The following is an 18,378-nucleotide window of genomic DNA, read 5'->3' on the forward strand; positions in this document are numbered from 1 at the left end:
GGTCGGGCGCTGGTCCTACGACCTGCGCGTTCGAGGGGTCGTACGACGGCATCAACCGATCGGCTGATGCGCGTTCGAGCGCGACGGCCGATGTGCGCGCACCCCGCGTCCCGCGACGCTGATGCCATGTCCGTCATCGAAGTCAGCGAACTGCGCAAGTCCTACGGCGGCCGGCCCGTCGTCGACGGTGTCTCCTTCGCCGTTCAGGAGGGCGAGATCTTCGGCGTCCTCGGCCCGAACGGGGCCGGCAAGACCACCACCGTCGAGTGCGTCGAGGGGCTGCGCGTCCCCGACGCCGGCCGCGTCCGCGTCACCGGCCTCGACCCGATCGCCGACCACGAGAAGGTCGCCCGCGTCCTGGGCGCCCAGCTCCAGCAGAGCGAGCTCCAGGCCAAGCTCACCGTCCGCGAGGCGCTGGAGCTGTACGCGTCCTTCCACGCCCGCCCCGCCGACTGGCGGCCCCTCGCCGAACGCCTCGGCCTGACCGGCAGGCTGACCACCCGGTTCGCGAAGCTCTCCGGCGGCCAGAAGCAGCGCCTGTTCATCGCGCTCGCGCTCATCGGCAACCCGAGGATCGTCGTCCTGGACGAGCTGACCACCGGCCTGGACCCGCGCGCCCGCCGCGACACCTGGGACCTGATCGAGGACATCCGCGCGAACGGCGTCACCGTCCTCCTCGTCACGCACTTCATGGAGGAGGCGCAGCGGCTGTGCGACCGGATCGCAGTGATCGACAAGGGCCGGGTCGCCGCCCTGGACACCCCGGCCGGTCTCATCCGGCGTTCGGCGGGGGCAACGGTCATCAGCTTCACGCCCTCCGCCCCGCTGGACGACGCTGACCTCGACGCCCTCCCCGCGCTGGCCTCCGTCGAGCACCACGACGGCCGCGTCACCCTGTCCGGCACCGATGAGACCGTCAGCGCCGTACTGACCCTCCTCGCCCGGCTCCACATCACCGCCCACCAGCTCCGCGTCACCGAGGCCACCCTCGACGACGCGTTCCTCGACCTGACGAAGGAGGCAGCGGCATGAGCACCGCCGTACTGAAGGGGAGCCGCGGCATGAACTCCGCCGTCCTGCGCACCGAGATCCGCCTCTTCCGCCGCGAACCCGGCGCCCTCTTCTGGATCCTGCTCTTCCCGACCCTGCTCCTGGTCATCCTCGGCTCGATCCCGTCCTTCCGGGACCCCGAGGCCGACCTCGGCGGGCTGCGTACCATCGACGTGTACGTCCCCGTCGCCGTGCTGCTCGGCCTGATCGTGGGCGGCCTCCAGGCGATGCCGCAGACCCTCACCGGCTACCGCGAGCGCGGCATCCTGCGCCGGATGGCCACCACTCCGGTACGGCCCTCGGCGCTGCTGGCCGCCCAGATGACGGTGTTCGGCGGCGCCGCGCTCACCTCCGCGCTGCTCGCCCTCGCGGTCGGGCGGCTCGCCTTCGACGTACGACTGCCCGAGCAGCCCGCGGGTTATCTCCTCGCCCTGGTCCTGGCCGTCCTCGTGTCCCTCGCGCTGGGTGCCGTCGTCTGCGCGCTGTCCCGGACGACGAAGATCGCCGGTGCCGTCGGGTCCGCCGTGTTCTTCCCGGCGATGTTCTGCGCGGGCCTGTGGGCGCCGGTGCAGACGATGCCGGACGTCCTCGCGCGGATCGTCGGGTACACCCCGTTCGGGGCGGCCGCCGAGGCGCTGAACCGGGCCGCGGCGGGCGACTGGATCGGCTGGACCCACCTCGGCGTCCTCGTCGCCTGGACGGTCCTGCTCACGGCCGGCGCCGCGCGCTGGTTCCGCTGGGAGTAGGCGCTCCGCCGTGCAGACTGAGGGCATGACCGCGGCGGACGAACAGATCGAGCGGCGCTGGAACCAGTTCCACACCTGGGGCCCCTACGGGCTGCTCGCCATCGGCACCTTCCTGTCGGCCGCCACCGGCGGGCTGATCACCGGGCCCGCCGAGTGGTACGCGGCCGGCGTCCTGGTGGTGGCCGCGCTCGTGCTCCAGCTGTGGCACGGACCCCGCCGGGGCCGTCGTACCCCCTCCCGGCGCGGTGTCGTCTACTACGTCCTGCGCTGGGCCATCGCCTTCGTCCTCACCTGGATCAACCCGTTCTTCGCGTTCTACGCGATCACCGGCTACTTCGACGCCGACGAGGTCATCCCGGGGGTGCGGCGGCAGCGGCTCGGCCTGTTCGCCACCTCGATCGTGGTGGCGGGCTCGCAGTCCGGCGGGCTGCCGTTCCGCAGCTGGGGCCAGGTGGCGGTGTTCGGCGGACTCCTGGTCGCCAACAACGCGTTGCTGATGGCCGTCGCCCACCTCACCTACCAGGAGGAGCAGCGCTCCCGCGAACGCGCCGCCACCATCGAGGCGTTGCAGCAGGCGCTCGACGAGAACGCCGCCCTTCACGCCCAACTCCTCCTCCAAGCACGGGAAGCGGGTGTCGCCGACGAACGCCGGCGGCTCGCCGCCGAGATCCACGACACCATCGCCCAGGGTCTGACCGGCATCATCGCCCAGCTCCAGGTCGTCGCCGGCGCCCCGGACCTGGACGTCGCCCGCACCCATCTGGCCCGCGCCTCCGACCTGGCCCGGCACAGCCTCGGCGAGGCCCGCCGCTCGGTGCACAACCTCGCCCCGGTGGCGCTGGAGCACGCGGGACTCGCCGAGGCCCTGAAGAAGACGGTCGCCGAATGGGGTGAACGGACGGGTGTACGCGCCGAGTTCACCGTCACCGGCACCGCCGAGCAACTCCATGACGAGGTCGCGGCGACCCTGCTGAGGATCGTCCAGGAGGCCCTGTCCAACGCGGCCCGGCACGCCCGGGCCGACCGCGTCGGCGTCACCCTGTCCTACCTCGGCGACGAGGTCATCCTCGACATCCGCGACGACGGCCGGGGCTTCGACCCCGCCGCGGTCCCCGCCCGCACCCGCACCGGCGGCTTCGGCCTCGCCGGCATGCGCGCCCGCGCCGAACGCATCGCGGGCTCCCTCACGGTGGAGTCGGAACCGGGTCACGGCACGGCCCTGTCGGCTCGCGTACCGTTGGTCCGCCATGACTGACCCCGCCATGACCGACTCCGCCATGAACGACGAGGTCTCCTTGCTGATCGTCGACGACCATCCCGTCGTACGGGACGGTCTGCGCGGCATGTTCGACAACGCCCCCGGCTTCACCGTCCTCGGCGAGGCGTCCAACGGTGTGGAGGCTCTGGAGCGCGCCGCCGCCCTCGACCCGGACGTGATCCTGATGGACCTGCGCATGCCGGGCGGCGGGGGAGTGGACGCCATCCGCGAGCTGACCCGCCGCGGCGCCCGCGCCAAGGTCCTGGTGCTGACGACGTACGACACCGACTCCGACACCCTGCCCGCCATCGAGGCGGGCGCGACGGGCTATCTGCTCAAGGACGCCCCGCGCGACGAGCTGTTCACCGCGGTCCGCGCGGCGGCCCAGGGCCGTACGGTCCTGTCACCAGCGGTCGCCTCCCGCCTGGTGTCGGCGGTCAGGACGCCCCGCAACGAGCCGCTCTCCGCCCGCGAACGCGAAGTGCTGGCACTCGTCGCCAAGGGCACGTCCAACCGCGAGATCGCCCGCGAACTCTTCATCAGCGAGGCGACCGTGAAGACCCATCTCACCCACCTGTACGCCAAGTTGGGCGTCAACGACCGCGCGGCGGCGGTCGCGACGGCGTACCAGCGGGGGATTCTCGGCTAGCCGGGGTACGGCAGGAGTGTGGCGGCCGTCTTCTCCCACGCCGCCTTCAGCTCTGCCAGCAACTCGGGCTCGTCCGGGGCGAGATCGGCCTGTTCGCGGGCGTCGGCGGCCAGGTTGTAGAGGTGGTCGGTCTTGTCCGCGTCCTGGTAGTACTTCCAGTCGCCGCGCCGCAGCGCCCGGTTGGCCCGCACCCGCCAGAACAGGTCGCGCTCCGGCAGCTCCTCACCGCGCAGCAGGTAGCCCGCGAGGCTCGTGCCGTCCAGCGGGTACGCCGGGTCGGGGCGGGCGCCTCCGAACTCCAGCAGGGTCGCCGTCCAGTCGGGGGAGAAGTTGGGCTCGTGGCTGACCTGGTGGCCGTCGATGCGGGCGGGCCAGCGCACGATCGTCGGGACGCGGATGCCGCCCTCCAGGAGGACGAACTTCTCGCCGCTGAGAGGCCAGTTGTAGGAGTAACGCTCGCCGCCGTTGTCGCTGGCGAACACCACGACCGTGTTCTCCTCCTGCCCGGCGCGGCGCAGCGCGGCGAGCACCTCGCCGACGGCCGCGTCCAGGGACTCCACCATCTCCGCGTACTTCTCGACCGAGCCGCCGTCGTAGTGGTTGAGCGCGGCCACGACCTCCGCCTGGGACGTGGCGGCCCGGATCTTCGCGGCGATCTCGGCGCCGGTCTCCTCGTCGCCCTCCGCGAGCCAGGGCCAGTGCGGGGTGGTGAAGTTGAGGTTCAGCAGCCAGGGCCTGTCGTGCTTCCGGCCGACGTACTCGACGGCCCGCTCGGTGAGGACCTCGGTGTAGTACCGCAGGTCCTTGTAGGTGGCGTCGCCCTCGTAGAGGTCGTAGTCGCCGAGCTGGCCGAGCTTCGAGAAGTACTCCAGGACGCCGCCGTGGTTGCCGAAGAACTCGTCCCAACCCGACTTGGTCGGGCTGTAGTCGGGCAGCCAGCCGCAGTGCCACTTGCCGATGAGGGCGGTGGCGTAACCGGCCTTCTTCAACAGCGAGGCGAGGGTCGGGTGGTCGGGGTCCAGCCCCTGCGTCCTGTTGCCGATCGGCTCGGCCAGCCCGCCCGGCGTACGGCCCGGATAGCGGCCGGTGTAGAGGCTGAACCGGGTGGGGGAGCAGGTCGCCGACCCCGAGTAGGCATCGGTGAACCGCACCCCCTGCCGGGCCAGCCGGTCCAGGTGCGGTGTCCTGATGTGCGGGGCACCGTAGGAGGAGAGATCCGCCCAGCCGAGGTCGTCACCGAGGATGACAAGAATGTTGGGACGCCGGCTCACGGCCCCGGGCCTGGCTTTGAAGGGGCGTTCGACGGAGGCGGCCTCGGCGGCGGTGGCCGTACCGGCGACAGCGGTCACGGCACCACCACCGACGAGACCACCGAAGGCGCGGCGGGAGATTTCGGGCATGCGGAGTCCTCGCACAGGGGCACGGGAAGGGGGATGGCACCAGTCTGATCAGCGGGTCCGTGCCTTGGCCAGGAATCCGGCGGGGAGTTCACGCACCTGAAACGCTGTCCCCGCCCGCCCCTCGGTGCGTCAGGAAGCAGTCGCCCACGGGGCGAGGTCCGGCTGCGCGGACAGCGGGGCCCGCAAGGGGTTGTTCCGCTTCCTGTTGGCCTGCTCGGTGAGCAGGCTCGCGGCGGCGCAGCAGCCGGTCAGTGCGATGGCTGTGAGGACCGGGATCCGCCAGCCACCCGTCAGGTCCCTGCCGGTGGCCAGGGCGACCCACAGGAGGTAGGGCAGGGCGACGATCTCGACGGCGAGGGCGCCGAGCGGCACCTCGTCGTCCCAGTCGGGGCTCGCCACGGGACCGAACCCGACGAACAGCACTCCCGCCGCGATGACGATGACGAGGAGCACCGCGACGGTCACGCCCTTGGGACCCCACGGCGCGAGGCCGAACGGCTCCTGGCCGACGACCGACGACACCAGGCGCGTGCCGCCGATTCCCACGGCGAGCGCGGCCAGCAGGCCACCCGTGGCCCAGGCCACGGCGGTCGACACCCTGGGCCGGGCCGGCCGTACGTGCACCTGGCACCACCGGTTCCGCAGATCCTGCGCGGTGTCCCGGAACCGCGCACCGAAGCGGATCTTCGCGCCGAACCGGATTCTGACGAGCTCCACCTGCACGGGCCAGGGCAGGGCCCGCAGCACGGCCTGGTGGGTCACCGGCACGCCGTGGATCCGCAGCAGGGCGTCGCGCAGAGGTTCCAGGACCTGTCTGCCACGGCTCGACGCCGCCGCCGGACTCTCGAAGGCCATCTCGCACAGCCGTCTGCGGTCCACGGCGCTGAGCGGGAAGAAGTGTGACGGCAGCTCCAGCGTCTCCCAGCCCGCGAGGAGCAGGCTGTCGACCTCGCGCCAGGTGGCGTCCGTGCTGCGCAGCCGCCCCCAGCGGAAGGGGGCGCAGGCGAACAGGGGAATGCCGATGTGCGGATGGATCGCCCCGACACCCGCGGCCGGTTCCATGTCGTTGGCCAGATCGGAGGCGGGGTGGCCGTCCAGCCGGCCGCAGTCGATGAGCCAGGCGACCCGGGCCGCGACGGTTCGCAGCGCGCCGGGGTACGGGAACCCGTCCCACAGCCACCCGTACTGCTGGTCGCGGGGCAGGTCGGCGGGCGGCGTCCACTCGCTCAGCGCGTCGCGCACGTCCGGGTTGAGCATCAGCGAGGCCAGGTTCCACGCGGCCGCCCGCACGGTGGGGTAGACGACCGGGTGCCCGCTCCACAGCAGCCCGGCCAGTCGCAGCGCCGCGGCCGGTGTGCCCACCGCACCGAGCGAGCGGACCGCCCAGGTCTCGCCCTGCCCGGCCCACCACGCCAGCGCCGGCACCGCCACGTCGCCCATCGCCTGGAGTGCCGCGCGGGCCTCGTCGTCGGGCTGCCGTGCCAGGACCTGGGCCGCCTCCTGGCGCCCGGACACGGTCAGGGCCCGCAGTGCCGCCGTGCGTCGCGGCGAGGCCGGTCCCCGAACCGTCTCGGCGAGCGCCTCCCGCACCCGCCGCCCCCGAGGGCTGCTGCTGGCCGCCAGCGTGCCGAGCCCTTTCGCGATGTCCCCCTGGGCGTCGCCCGCACCGCCGAGGTGCCGCAGGAAGAAGTCCAGGATCTCCTCGGCCAGGGCCTCCTCGATGTGCACGGCGTCCGCCAGGCACTGCAGGGCGAGCACCTTGCGTCCCAGGTCGGCGCTGTCGAAGATCTCGCGCACCACGCCGGTGCAGGAGCCACGGGTGACGGCGCACCACATGCGCACGGTCTCCCGCCAGGGCTTCGGGTCCCGCCGGTAGTGGTCCATCAACCGCGCCTCGTCCGACCGCAGTTCGCAGGCGGCCAGGTATTCCAGCAGCGTCAGGTGGGTGAACTGGTAGTGGCGGCCGCGGTCGATGTCCTTGATCAGCTCGCTGCGGCTGACGATCTCCCGCAGCATTCCCTGGAGATGGGGGCTGCGGTCCAGGTCGAACCCCGGGAGCAACTCCTCGATGACGGACTCGAACTGGGCGCGGCCGATCTCCTGCTGATCCCCGCGTGCCGACGACTCGCTCAGCTGACGGAGGGCGAGCCGCTGCAACACCAGCGTCTTGCGGCCCGCGTGGTACGTCCCGATCGACTCGCTGCGGTTGAGCAGCCGGTCCCGGTCCAGGAGGTGGGCCACCGCCATGTCGTAGAAGCGGGCACGGGAGTTGGGCAGCGGCCCGACGCTCTCCGGGCGGTCGCCGGACTGGAGATAGGCGATGAGGGTGAGCATCAACGGGGTGCGCGCCAGCACCATCAGCTCCGGGTCCCCCTGGAGCGCCTGGAAGATCCTGGCCGCCGTGACCTGATCGGTGAGACCGGGCCACTTGGACAGGAAGCGCAGGATCGAGGCGTCGTCGAACTCGGCGATCCGGATCTCCTGGTCGAACACGTCCTGCAACTGCTGGTCGTAGGCCGCGGTCCGGCATGAGACGACCATGTCGCAGTCGGGGTGTCGCACGGCGAAGTCGTGCAGGCGGCGGACGACGTGTTCGAACTCCTCGGTGCCGACCTCGTCCAGCCCGTCGAAGAACACCCGCAGCCCACCGGAGTCCAGACGGGTGTCCACCATGTCCGCGGCGGTGGAGACACCCGCCTGCTGGAACTTCTCGGTGATCAGCTCCTCGAAGGAGTCCTTCCTGCGGTTGCACGCGTGCAGCTCGACGATCACCGGTACGACCCTGTCGTCCTCGCCGTCCGCCCACTCCAGCATCTCGTGCTTGAGCAGCAGGGTCTTGCCCGCCCCGGGGTCTCCGAGCAGCACCGTGCGGCGGTGGCCGAGCAGGAGGGTCGCGGCGTCGGAGCGGCCGCCACCCTGCACGCAGTGCAAGGGGACGTAGACCTCCCGGAGCCCGGGCGCCCGTCCGTCGTCGCCGTCCCGGTCGCTCTGCGAAAGACCGAGGCGCACCCAGGAGTTCTCGACCCGGACCTGGTCGCGATAGCGCCTGAGCCGACGCCCCCCGACCGGGCGCAGGCGCCGGTACAGCCTGCGCACGGCACGGGGCGTCGCGTTGGCCGCTTCGTTGGACAAGGTCGTGAAGTACGGGCGGGCGACGAACAACACCACTGCCAGGATGCCGGCGCCGATCACGGACCCCGCCAGAGTCTGGATCTGTCCGCTCACGAAGCGAGGCTACCGGCTGGGTCGCACGTTATGAACGGCATTGTCCACGAAGGCAGTTGGAGAAGGGGCGACTGCTCAGTCGGCCACCCGCAACAACAACACCGCCCGCGCCGGCACCGTGATCGCCGCCCCCGCCCGATGCACCACCCCCGGCGCCTCCCCTTGCTCCTCCCTGGACGTGTCGACGACCACCTCGTACCGCTCCGCCCACGGCGGTTCCGGCAGTACGAAGGTCGCCGGGCGGTCGCCGGCGTGCAGGACGGCGAGGAAGCTGTCGTCGAGGACGGGGGCGCCGCGCTCGTCGCGGCCCGGGATGTCCCGTCCGGAGAGGTACATGCCGAGTGTGGCCGCCGGCGCGTACCAGTCCCGTTCCGTCATTTCCGTCCCCCGCGCCGTGAACCACGCCAGATCACGCAGCCCGTCCGCGGAGTGCGCCCGCCCCGAGAAGAAGGCGCGGCGGCGCAGCACGGGGTGCTGGTGGCGCAGTGCGATCAGGCGGGACGTGAGCTCGAACAGCGCCTTCCAGCCCGGCTGTTCCAGCAGCCCCCAGTCCAGCCAGCTGATCTCGTTGTCCTGGCAGTACGCGTTGTTGTTCCCGCGCTGTGTCCGGCCCAGCTCATCGCCCGCGACCAGCATCGGCACGCCCGTCGAGAGCAGCAGCGTCGTCAGCAGGTTGCGCAACTGGCGCCGCCGCAACGCCCGTACCCGCTCCTCGTCCGTCTCGCCCTCGGCCCCGCAGTTCCACGACCGGTTGTCGTCCGAACCGTCCCGGTTCCCCTCGCCGTTGGCCTCGTTGTGCTTGCGCTCGTACGACACCATGTCGCGCAGCGTGAAACCGTCGTGCGCGGTGATGAAGTTGACCGAGGCGTACGGGCGCCGCCCGCCCCAGGCGTAGAGATCGCTGGATCCCGACAGGCGGTACCCCAGGTCCCGTACGTCCGGCAGCGCGCCGCGCCAGAAGTCCCGTACGGCGTTGCGGTAACGGTCGTTCCACTCGGTCCACAGGGGCGGGAAGGCGCCGACCTGATAGCCGCCCGACCCCACGTCCCACGGCTCGGCGATCAGCTTCACCCGCCGCAGCACCGGGTCCTGCGCGATCACCGCGAGGAACGGCGACAGCATGTCGACGTCGTGCATCGAGCGCGCCAGCGCCGCCGCCAGGTCGAAACGGAAGCCGTCGACGCCCATCTCGGTGACCCAGTAGCGCAGCGAGTCGGTGATGAGGCGCAGGACGTGCGGCTGTACGACGTGGAGGGTGTTCCCGCAGCCCGTGTAGTCGGCGTACCGGCGGGCGTCCGACTGGAGCCGGTAGTAGCCCCGGTTGTCGATGCCCTTCAGCGACAGCGTCGGGCCCAACTCACCCGCTTCCGCCGTGTGGTTGTAGACCACGTCGAGGATGACCTCGATGCCCGCCTCGTGCAGCGCGCGCACCATCCGCCGGAACTCGCCGACCTGCTGGCCGGTGGTGCCGGAGGCGGCGTAGGCGGCGTGCGGGGCGAAGTAGCCGATGGAGTTGTAGCCCCAGTAGTTCTTCAGCCCGCGCCGCAGCAGATGGTCCTCATGGGCGAACTGGTGCACCGGCAGCAGCTCCACGGCCGTGACGCCCAGCTTCGTGAGGTGCTCGACGGCCGCCGGATGCGCCAACCCGGCGTACGTGCCCCGGAGTTCCTCGGGGATGCCGGGGTGCAGTTTCGTGAACCCCCGTACATGCAGCTCGTAGATGACCGAGTCCGCCCACGGTGTCTTCGGGCGCCGGTCGTCCGCCCACTCGTCGTCGGGGGCGTCGTCGTGGACGACCACGCCCTTCGGGACGTACGGCGCCGAGTCCCGCTCGTCCCGCACGGTGTCCGCGACCTGCTGCTGGGGCCAGTCACGGACGTGCCCGTACACCTCGGGCGGCAGGCTGAAGTCGCCGTCCACGGCGCGGGCGTACGGGTCGAGGAGCAGCTTCGCCGGGTTCCAGCGGCCGCCGGTCCAGGGGTCCCAGCGCCCGTGCACCCGATAGCCGTACCGCTGCCCGGGCATCACGCCCGGCACGAACCCGTGCCAGATCTCGTGCGTCAGCTCGGTCAGCCGGGCCCGGGTCTCCTTGCCCCGCTCGTCGAAGAGACACAGCTCCACGCCCTCCGCGCCGCCCGCCCACAACGCGAAGTTGGTGCCCGCGACCCCGTCCGGACCCACCCGGAACCGGGCCCCCAACGGCACGGGCGCACCCGGCCACACGGGCACGGCCGGCGCCGACGGCACACGCCGCGCACCGTTCACAGCAGCCGGCCGTACGTCGTCGGCCACCGCCTCCTGCTCGGCTGCGCTGGACACCTCAGGCCTCCCACGGCTCGCGGAACGACGTCAAAAGGGCGCACGGCGTCCCGGCCGCGGCTCCCCATCGCGTCGTCCTCCCCACTGTTCTGCCCAGAGCTAGGCTCGCACTCACGTTTCCCCAGGGCGGGCCTGATCGTTGGACCCCCTGTGAGGCATGCACACAGGCGCGCTCGGCGCGCAGGGGCCGCTCTGGCCGCCGTACTGACATGGGCAGGACTGCTGGCCGGCTGCACTTCGGGGTCCGGCGGGCTCGACCTCGGCGGGTTCGGGAAACCGCCCGCACCCGAGGACGTCATCCGGGTCACCCCGGACGACGGCAGCAAGGGCGTGGAGCAGGACAGCCGGCTGCGGGTGCGCGTGCCCAGCGGCCGGCTGGAGTCGGTGAAGGTCGTCAAGTCCCAGGACGCGCAGGACACCCCGGTGCCCGGCCACATCTCCGAGGACGGCCTGCGCTGGGAGCCCGACGAGACGCGGCTCGCCCTCGCCGCGAAGTACACCGTCGACGCCGTCGCCCTCGACGGCCACGGGCGCCGCTCCGCCCGGCACACCACCTTCACCACCTACGTCCCCGACGAACGCTTCATCGGCTACGTCACCCCGGAGAACCGCTCCACGGTCGGCACCGGAATGATCGTCTCCCTGACCTTCAACCGCGACATCGAGAACCGCGCCGCCGTCGAACGTGCCGTCCACGTCACCGCCAAACCCCCCGTCGAGATCCGCCCCCACTGGTTCGACAAGGGCCGCCTCGACTTCCGCCCCGAGCACTACTGGAAGCCCGGCACCCAGGTCACCGTCGCTCTGCGCCTACGGGACGTCGAGGGCGCCCCCGGCGTCTACGGCCTCCAGTACAAGACGTTCTCCTTCACCGTCGGCCGCAGCCAGGTCTCCCTCGTCGACGCCGCCAAGCACACCATGCAGGTCAGACGGGACGGTGAGCTGTTGGCCACGGTCCCGATCACGGCCGGAGCCCCCCGCACCACGACCTACAACGGCAAGATGGTCGTCACCGAGATGCTGGAAGTGACCCGCATGAACAGCCGCACGGTCGGCTTCGGCGGCGAGTACGACATCCCCGACGTCCCGCACGCCATGCGCCTGACCGACTCCGGCACCTTCCTGCACGGCAACTACTGGGCGCCGGACGCCCCCGGCAAGGTCAATGTCAGCCACGGCTGTGTCGGCCTGCGGGATGTGAAGGGGGGCAGTTCGGACACCCCCGCGGGCTGGTTCTTCGACCGCAGCCTCATCGGCGACGTCGTCGAGGTCGTCCACAGCAATGACAAAAAGGTCGCTCCTGACAACGGCCTCGGAGGATGGAATATGGGATGGAAGGAGTGGAAGACGGGCAGCGCGGTGAAGTAACCAGGTGGGGGGCCGGGTCGACGGGCGGTGCAGGGGGCGCGGTTGGGACCGAACGGTGACAATCGCACCCCGCCGACGGCCGGGATCTTGCGGTTAATATGCGCCGAGTGCGCGGGACGCGCAGGGGGTTGCGGGCCTGGACCGGGCCCGGCGAGGGGAGAAACACTTTGAACGTGCGACCGATATCGGGGGCGTCGGTTGACGCACGCGTGCGGCGGCGCAAGGGCTGGATGGCCGTGGTGTCCGGAGTGATGCTGGTCGCCGTCACGGCGTGCGGCGGAGGCGGCGGGGACTCGGACGGCAAGCCCGGCGCCGGCAAGGGCGAGGACGCGAGCACCGCGGAGAGCAAGCAGTCGGTGGCCGTCGTCGCCATCGCGCCCAAGGACGGCGCCAAGTCCGTCGAGACCAGCGGCGCCCTCAAGGTGAGCGCCAGCAAGGGCAAGTTGACGGCCGTCGAGGTCAAGACGGCCAAGGGGGACAAGGTCGACGGCGAGATATCCGCCGACGGCGCCTCCTGGACGCCGTCCACCCACCTGGCCGGGTCCACCAAGTACACGGTGCACGCGGTCGCCAAGGACTCCGAGGGCCGTGAGGCCGCCGAGGACTCCAGCTTCACCACCCTGACGCCGAAGAACACCTTCATCGGCAACTTCACGCCGGAGGACGGCTCGAAGGTCGGCGTCGGCATGCCCTTCTCGATCCGCTTCACCCGGGGCATCACCAACCCCGCGGACGTCGAGAAGGCCATCAGCATCAAGACCGAGCCGGCCGTCGACGTCGAGGGCCACTGGTTCGGCAACGACCGCCTCGACTTCCGCCCCGAGGAGTACTGGGCCGAGGGCACCAAGGTCACCGTCGACCTCAACCTCGACGGCGTCGAGGGCCGCGACGGCGTGTACGGCAAGCAGGCCAAGACCGTCTCCTTCACCATCGGCCGCAACCAGGTCTCGATCGTGGACGCCAAGAAGCACACGATGAAGGTCATGCAGGACGGCAAGGTCATCAAGACCCTGCCCGTCACCACCGGCAAGCCCGGCTACGACACCTGGAACGGCCAGATGGTCATCAGCGAGCGCCTCCGGGTGACCCGTATGAACGGCGAGACGGTCGGCTACGGCGGCGAGTACGACATCAAGGACGTCCCCGACGCCATGCGCCTGACCAACTCGGGCACCTTCATCCACGGCAACTACTGGGGCGGCGACGCCTTCGGCAACTACAACGCCAGCCACGGCTGCGTGGGCCTGCGCGACAACCGCGGCGGCGGCGACCGCTCCGCGCCGGCCGCGTGGTTCTTCGACCACTCGATCATCGGCGACGTGGTGGTCGTGAAGCACTCCAACGACGCCACGGTGGCCCCGGACAACGGCTACAACGGCTGGAACATGTCCTGGGCGGAGTGGAAGAAGTAGTCGTACGACGCTGACGTACGGCCCCGGTGTGAGCTACTGCACCGGGGCCGTTGTCGTTAGCGCACGTTAACCTGCCTGCATGACCGTGAATCTCGAAGTCGCCGAAGGCGTCGGCGCCATTCTTCTCGACCGTCCGCCCATGAACGCGCTGGACGTCGCCACGCAGGACCGGCTCAAGGAGCTCGCCGAGGAGGCGACGCGTCGTGAGGACGTGCGGGCCGTGGTGATCTACGGCGGGGAGAAGGTGTTCGCGGCCGGCGCGGACATCAAGGAGATGCAGGCCATGGACCACACCGCGATGGTCCTGCGCGCCCGCGCCCTCCAGGACTCGTTCACGGCCGTGGCCCGCATCCCCAAGCCGGTCGTCGCGGCCGTCACCGGCTATGCGCTGGGCGGCGGTTGCGAGCTGGCGCTGTGCGCGGACTTCCGGATCGCCGCCGACAACGCCAAGCTGGGCCAGCCCGAGATCCTGCTCGGCCTGATCCCGGGCGCGGGCGGCACCCAGCGCCTGGCCCGGCTCATCGGCCCGTCCAAGGCGAAGGACCTCATCTTCACCGGCCGGATGGTCAAGGCCGACGAGGCGGAGAAGCTCGGCCTGGTGGACCGTGTCGTCCCGGCCGCCGACGTGTACACCGAGGCGCGCGCGTGGGCGGCGAAGCTCGCGCAGGGGCCGGCGATCGCGCTGCGGGCCGCGAAGGAGTCGATCGACACCGGTCTGGAGACCGAGATCGACACCGGACTCGCCGTCGAACGGAACTGGTTCGCGGGCCTGTTCGCCACCGCCGACCGCGAGATCGGCATGCGCAGCTTCGTCGAGGAGGGCCCCGGGAAGGCGAAGTTCCTCTGAGGGCCGGCGTGACGAAGCCGACGGTGAAACTTCCCCGAATCACTTGCAATTGACGGGCTGTCTGATCCGGGTCCCTCGATGGGGCGGTTTATGGGAGCCTTAAGGCAACCTTAAGCCTGCCTTGTCGAGGGGGACCGTCGATTGCCACCAACCGAGCCTCCATCGCAGGTCAGACGGGCTGTCGACGGCCCTGAACTGCCGCTGGCATATGCCGATCGGAAACTGCGGAATGGTGGATTCCGGGGGGCGTATTCGGCAGGAACGGCCCCGGAGGGCGTCCGGGGCGGCCATGATGGGGGCATGGCGGGGCTGGAGGGTATCGAACAGCCGCGGGGACACGGCCGTGCGACCGCGGCGCGCTGGTCGCCGACGGTCGAGGACGAACACGCGCAGAAGGCGCTGGAGTTGTTCGGGAACCCCACCGAGGCGGAGGTTCCGCTTCCGTCCCGCCCCGAGTCCGCGGCGGCGGCCCGGCGACTGACCCAGGTGGTCGTGCTCCGCCAGTGGGGACTCACCCCCAAGATGACCGAGGACGCCGTCTTACTCGTCTCCGAACTCGTGGGCAACGCGGTCCGGCACACGGGAGCGCGGGTGTTCGGCCTCCGGATGCGCCGCCGACGGGGCTGGATCCGCGTCGAGGTGCGCGACCCCTCGCGGGGGCTGCCGTGTCTGATGCCGGTGCAGGAGATGGACATCAGCGGGCGGGGACTGTTCCTGGTGGACAAGCTGTCCGACCGCTGGGGCGTCGATCTGCTGCCGCGCGGGAAGACGACGTGGTTCGAGATGCGGGTCGCTGATCGGTAGTCGGGGCAAACCGCCCTTAAATGGGGCGAGTGACCACTACCGATCGTCGGGCCGTGCTCCGTGCCACCGCCGGGCTTGCGTTCACCGCCGGGTGTGCCACCAGTGGTGCCGTCGCTCATCCGGCCCCCTCGAAGTCCGCCGGCCCCTCGGCGAAACCCCCCGCCCCCGGCCCCCGCCGCTTCCCCGGCCGCCCCGCCCAGCTCACCCACGGCCCCCGCGCCCGCCCCCGCGTCGCCCTCACCTTCCACGGCTACGGCGACCCCGCCACCGCCACGGCGTTGCTGCGAGCGGCCGAGGAACGCGGCGCCCACCTCACCGTCCTCGCCGTCGGCACCTGGCTCGACGAGCACCCCGAGCTCGCCCGCCGCATCCTCGACGGCGGCCATGACCTCGGCAACCACACCCTCCACCACCTCGGCGTCAACGACATGTCCGAGGCGGACGCGCTCGCCGAGATCGAGGGCTGCGCCGACCGGCTGCGCAGGCTCACCGGCTCGATCGGCAGCTGGTTCCGCCCCTCGCGTGCCGCCCGGGCCTCCCCGCTCGTCGAACGGCTCGCCCGCCGCGTCGGCTACCCGCACGTCCTGTCGTACGACGTCGACTCCCTGGACTTCACCTCCCCCGGCGCCCCCGCGATCACCCGCAAGGTGCTCGGCGAGGTCCGGAACGGGTCCGTGGTGAGCCTGCACTTCGGGTACGCCGACACGGTCGCCGCCCTCCCCGCCGTACTGGAAGAACTCGACCGCCGCGGCCTGGCCGCGGTGACCACCACGGAGCTGTTCAGCTGATGCACCGCCTTGTGAAGCAGACCCTGGCCGCGGGGGCCGTCCTCGCCGCCCTCGCCGCCTGCGGCACCGAAACCCGCGACCACGCCGCGCCCAAGCACACCCCCACCCAGGCCGCCGTTCCCGCGCCGCCGAAGAAGAAGCCCGTCCAGGGGCTGCCCGGCATGCCACCGGTCCTCGACCCGCAGGACGTCTATGCCGCCGACCGCCCCAACAAGCTCTCCCCGGTCGTCAAGGACTTCCCGTCCCGCGTCTACGTCCCCAACACCGAGTCCGACACGGTCTCCGTCATCGACCCCAAGACGTACCGGATCATCGAGACGATCCACGTCGGCCGCCAGCCCCAACACGTCGTCCCCTCCTGGGACATGAAGACGCTGTGGGTCAACAACAACCGCGGCCACACCCTCACCCCCATCGACCCGAGGACGGGCAAGGCGGGCAAGCCGGTCGAGGTGCACGACCCGTACAACCTCTACTTCACGCCCAACGGCAAGTACGCCGTCGTCATGGCCTCCCTCGACCGCGAACTCGTCTTCCGCGACCCGCACACCATGGAGCGCAAGAAGACCGTCCCGGTCACCTGCTACGGCGTCAACCACGCCGACTTCTCCCTCGACGGCCGGTACTTCATCGTCTCCTGTGAGTTCAGCGGCGAACTGCTGAAGGTCGACACCGAGAAGATGAAGGTCGTCGGACAGCAGAAGCTCCCCTTCCGCGGAGCCATGCCGCAGGACGTGAAGATCTCGCCGGACGGCAAGCGGTTCTACGTCGCCGACATGATGGCCGACGGCATGTGGGTCCTCGACGGCGACAAGTTCGACAAGCCCCGGCTCATCCCCACCGGCAAGGGCACCCACGGCCTCTACGTCAGCCGCGACTCGCGCGAGATGTACGTCTCCAACCGGGGCGAAGGGACCATCTCCGTCTGGGACTTCGCGCAGGACAAGGTGACGAAGAAGTGGCACCTCCCCGACGGCGGCAGCCCCGACATGGGCGGCGTCTCGGCGGACGGCAAGGTGCTGTGGCTGTCGGGACGTTACGACGCCGAGGTCTACGCCATCGACACCCGCACCGGCGAGCAGCTGGCCCGGATCAAGGTCGGCAGCGGACCGCACGGACTCGCCGTCTACCCGCAGCCCGGCCGCTACTCACTGGGCCACACCGGCATCTTCCGCTGATCTTCGGTCAGTTGACACGCCGCCGCACGAGTGAAGATCCCCAACCCGCCACGTCCGGGCCGGGATGGTGCTCCCATGATCACCACTCGTCTGCGGCGGCGTGCCGCTGCCGCCGTCCTGTCCCTCGCCGCCGTCTTCGCGACCACGGCGGCCACCGCTCCCGCAAAGGCCACCGCTCCCACGAAGGCCCCCACGACCCCCGACTGCAAGGTCCAGTTCGACGACCCCATCAAGGCCGCAGCCGACCGCAGCGTCGACGTCAGCCGCATCACCCCCGAGCCGGTCTGGCGCAAGAGCTGCGGCACCCTCTACCGCAGTGACGGCCGCGGCCCCGAGATCGTCTTCGCGGAGGGCTTCAAGCCGAAGGACGTCGTCAACGGCCAGTACGACATCGAGAAGTACGTCCTGATCAACCAGCCCTCCCCGTACGTCTCCACGACCTACGACCACGACCTTTACAAGACGTGGTGGAAGTCGGGCTACAACTACTACATCGACGCCCCCGGCGGCGTGGACGTGAACAAGACCATCGGCGACACCCACAAGTGGGCCGACCAGGTCGAGGTCGCCTTCCCCGGCGGCATCGCCCGGAAGTACATCATCGGCGTCTGCCCCGTGAACAAGACCACCAAGGTCGAGATCATGAGCGGCTGTCAGAGCAACCCGCACTACGAGGCCTGGCACTGAGCAGCAGCGCCTCCGCGCCCACCGGCCGGTAACCGGCCGCCTGGAACGCCCGCGTGCTGCGGGCGTTCCCCGGCGCGACCTGCGCCCACAGCGGCTCGGCGACGAGATGCCGGGCGGCGCCCACGAGCAGCCGCCCCAGCCCCCGATGCCGTACTCCGTCGTCGACCTCGACCGACACCTCAAGGCGCCCACCTACCCCGCGCCCCATGACCAGCACCCCACCCTCCGCCGTCCAGGCCCGCACATCGTCGCGGCGGCCGCGGGCGTAGACGATCCGCGGATGGTCGGCGTCCTCGATCTCCGTCAGTGCGAGCGGGGGTTCGCCGGGCAGGGGCGGGCCGACCAGCATCGTGTCGATGGTCTCGGCCCTACGCCCCGTCCGCTCCAGGAAGGCCGCCAGGAACCGCGGGTTCATGGTCGCGGCGAGCGGATCGCAGTCGAGGCCGCGCAGCGTCTCGTGCACCCACTCCGGATCCTCGTCGGTGAAGACGACGGAGTGCGCGGTGAAGGCGAGGACGCCCGCGTCCCGGGCCGAGTGCTGCGGGACGACGGTCGTCCGGCCGTCCGCCGGCGGGAAGACCCCGCGGGCCGCCGCGTCGAGAATGTCCCGGAGAGTCTCCACCGCACCCGCCCCTTGAGTCTCCACC

15 protein-coding genes are annotated in these 18,378 nt (G+C 71.0%); 11 read left to right on the forward strand and 4 right to left on the reverse strand.

Annotated features, from left to right (window positions below; translation table 11 throughout):
* Positions 1 to 126 precede the first annotated feature (126 nt).
* Genes IQ210_RS17430 through IQ210_RS17445 form a run of 4 tightly spaced genes read left to right on the forward strand, consistent with a single transcriptional unit; the run spans position 127 to position 3,703 of the window.
* Positions 127 to 1,032, forward strand: coding sequence for an ABC transporter ATP-binding protein (locus IQ210_RS17430; RefSeq protein ID WP_194079915.1), 906 nt, complete (start codon positions 127 to 129; stop codon positions 1,030 to 1,032).
* 29 nt (positions 1,033 to 1,061) lie between these two features.
* Positions 1,062 to 1,796, forward strand: a complete 735-nt coding sequence (locus IQ210_RS17435; protein WP_194080026.1) for an ABC transporter permease — start codon at positions 1,062 to 1,064, stop codon at positions 1,794 to 1,796.
* Positions 1,797 to 1,821: 25 nt separating this feature from the next.
* Positions 1,822 to 3,051, forward strand: a complete 1,230-nt coding sequence (locus IQ210_RS17440; RefSeq protein WP_194079916.1) for a sensor histidine kinase — start codon at positions 1,822 to 1,824, stop codon at positions 3,049 to 3,051.
* 22 nt (positions 3,052 to 3,073) lie between these two features.
* Positions 3,074 to 3,703: a response regulator gene (locus IQ210_RS17445; protein ID WP_194080027.1), complete on the forward strand. Its 630-nt coding sequence runs from the start codon at positions 3,074 to 3,076 to the stop codon at positions 3,701 to 3,703.
* On the opposite strand, the gene IQ210_RS17450 is transcribed toward IQ210_RS17445, so the two are convergent.
* From IQ210_RS17450 to glgX, 3 genes are all read right to left on the reverse strand, one after another.
* Entirely contained in the window at positions 3,700 to 5,103 is a 1,404-nt protein-coding gene (locus IQ210_RS17450) for a sulfatase family protein (protein ID WP_194079917.1), read from the reverse strand. The genes IQ210_RS17445 and IQ210_RS17450 overlap by 4 nt on opposite strands.
* Positions 5,104 to 5,232: 129 nt before the next feature.
* Positions 5,233 to 8,328: an NACHT domain-containing protein gene (locus IQ210_RS47900; protein WP_194079918.1), complete on the reverse strand. Its 3,096-nt coding sequence runs from the start codon at positions 8,326 to 8,328 to the stop codon at positions 5,233 to 5,235.
* 75 nt (positions 8,329 to 8,403) lie between these two features.
* Positions 8,404 to 10,647 (reverse strand): glycogen debranching protein GlgX, encoded by a 2,244-nt coding sequence (gene glgX / locus IQ210_RS17460; RefSeq protein ID WP_194079919.1) that lies wholly within the window; start codon positions 10,645 to 10,647, stop codon positions 8,404 to 8,406.
* 150 nt (positions 10,648 to 10,797) lie between these two features.
* Here glgX and IQ210_RS17465 point away from each other — a divergent pair, with 150 nt between their 5' ends.
* The 7 genes from IQ210_RS17465 (at position 10,798) to IQ210_RS17495 (ending at position 17,731) form a co-directional block, all read left to right on the forward strand.
* Positions 10,798 to 12,015, forward strand: coding sequence for a L,D-transpeptidase (locus IQ210_RS17465; RefSeq protein WP_194079920.1), 1,218 nt, complete (start codon positions 10,798 to 10,800; stop codon positions 12,013 to 12,015).
* A gap of 167 nt (positions 12,016 to 12,182) precedes the next feature.
* Positions 12,183 to 13,427 carry a L,D-transpeptidase gene (locus IQ210_RS17470; protein ID WP_194079921.1) on the forward strand — a complete coding sequence of 415 codons (1,245 nt, stop codon included), beginning with the start codon at positions 12,183 to 12,185 and terminating at the stop codon, positions 13,425 to 13,427.
* 79 nt (positions 13,428 to 13,506) lie between these two features.
* Positions 13,507 to 14,274 carry an enoyl-CoA hydratase/isomerase family protein gene (locus IQ210_RS17475; RefSeq protein WP_194079922.1) on the forward strand — a complete coding sequence of 256 codons (768 nt, stop codon included), beginning with the start codon at positions 13,507 to 13,509 and terminating at the stop codon, positions 14,272 to 14,274.
* Positions 14,275 to 14,574: 300 nt separating this feature from the next.
* Complete coding sequence (locus IQ210_RS17480) at positions 14,575 to 15,078, forward strand: ATP-binding protein (protein ID WP_059198166.1); 504 nt, start codon at positions 14,575 to 14,577, stop codon at positions 15,076 to 15,078.
* A 20-nt stretch (positions 15,079 to 15,098) separates the two neighbouring features.
* On the forward strand, positions 15,099 to 15,866 hold the full coding sequence (locus IQ210_RS17485) for a polysaccharide deacetylase family protein (RefSeq protein WP_194079923.1): 768 nt from the start codon (positions 15,099 to 15,101) through the stop codon (positions 15,864 to 15,866).
* Positions 15,866 to 17,044: a YncE family protein gene (locus IQ210_RS17490; RefSeq protein WP_194079924.1), complete on the forward strand. Its 1,179-nt coding sequence runs from the start codon at positions 15,866 to 15,868 to the stop codon at positions 17,042 to 17,044. Before IQ210_RS17485 ends, IQ210_RS17490 begins: the two co-directional genes overlap by 1 nt.
* 75 nt (positions 17,045 to 17,119) lie before the next feature.
* On the forward strand, positions 17,120 to 17,731 hold the full coding sequence (locus IQ210_RS17495) for an ADP-ribosyltransferase (RefSeq protein ID WP_194079925.1): 612 nt from the start codon (positions 17,120 to 17,122) through the stop codon (positions 17,729 to 17,731).
* Here the strand turns inward: IQ210_RS17495 and IQ210_RS17500 are convergent.
* Positions 17,685 to 18,353, reverse strand: a complete 669-nt coding sequence (locus IQ210_RS17500) for a GNAT family N-acetyltransferase (protein ID WP_194079926.1) — start codon at positions 18,351 to 18,353, stop codon at positions 17,685 to 17,687. The genes IQ210_RS17495 and IQ210_RS17500 overlap by 47 nt on opposite strands.
* Positions 18,354 to 18,378 lie beyond the last annotated feature (25 nt).

Source organism: Streptomyces justiciae (genome assembly GCF_015163075.1).
GTDB lineage: Bacteria > Actinomycetota > Actinomycetes > Streptomycetales > Streptomycetaceae > Streptomyces > Streptomyces justiciae.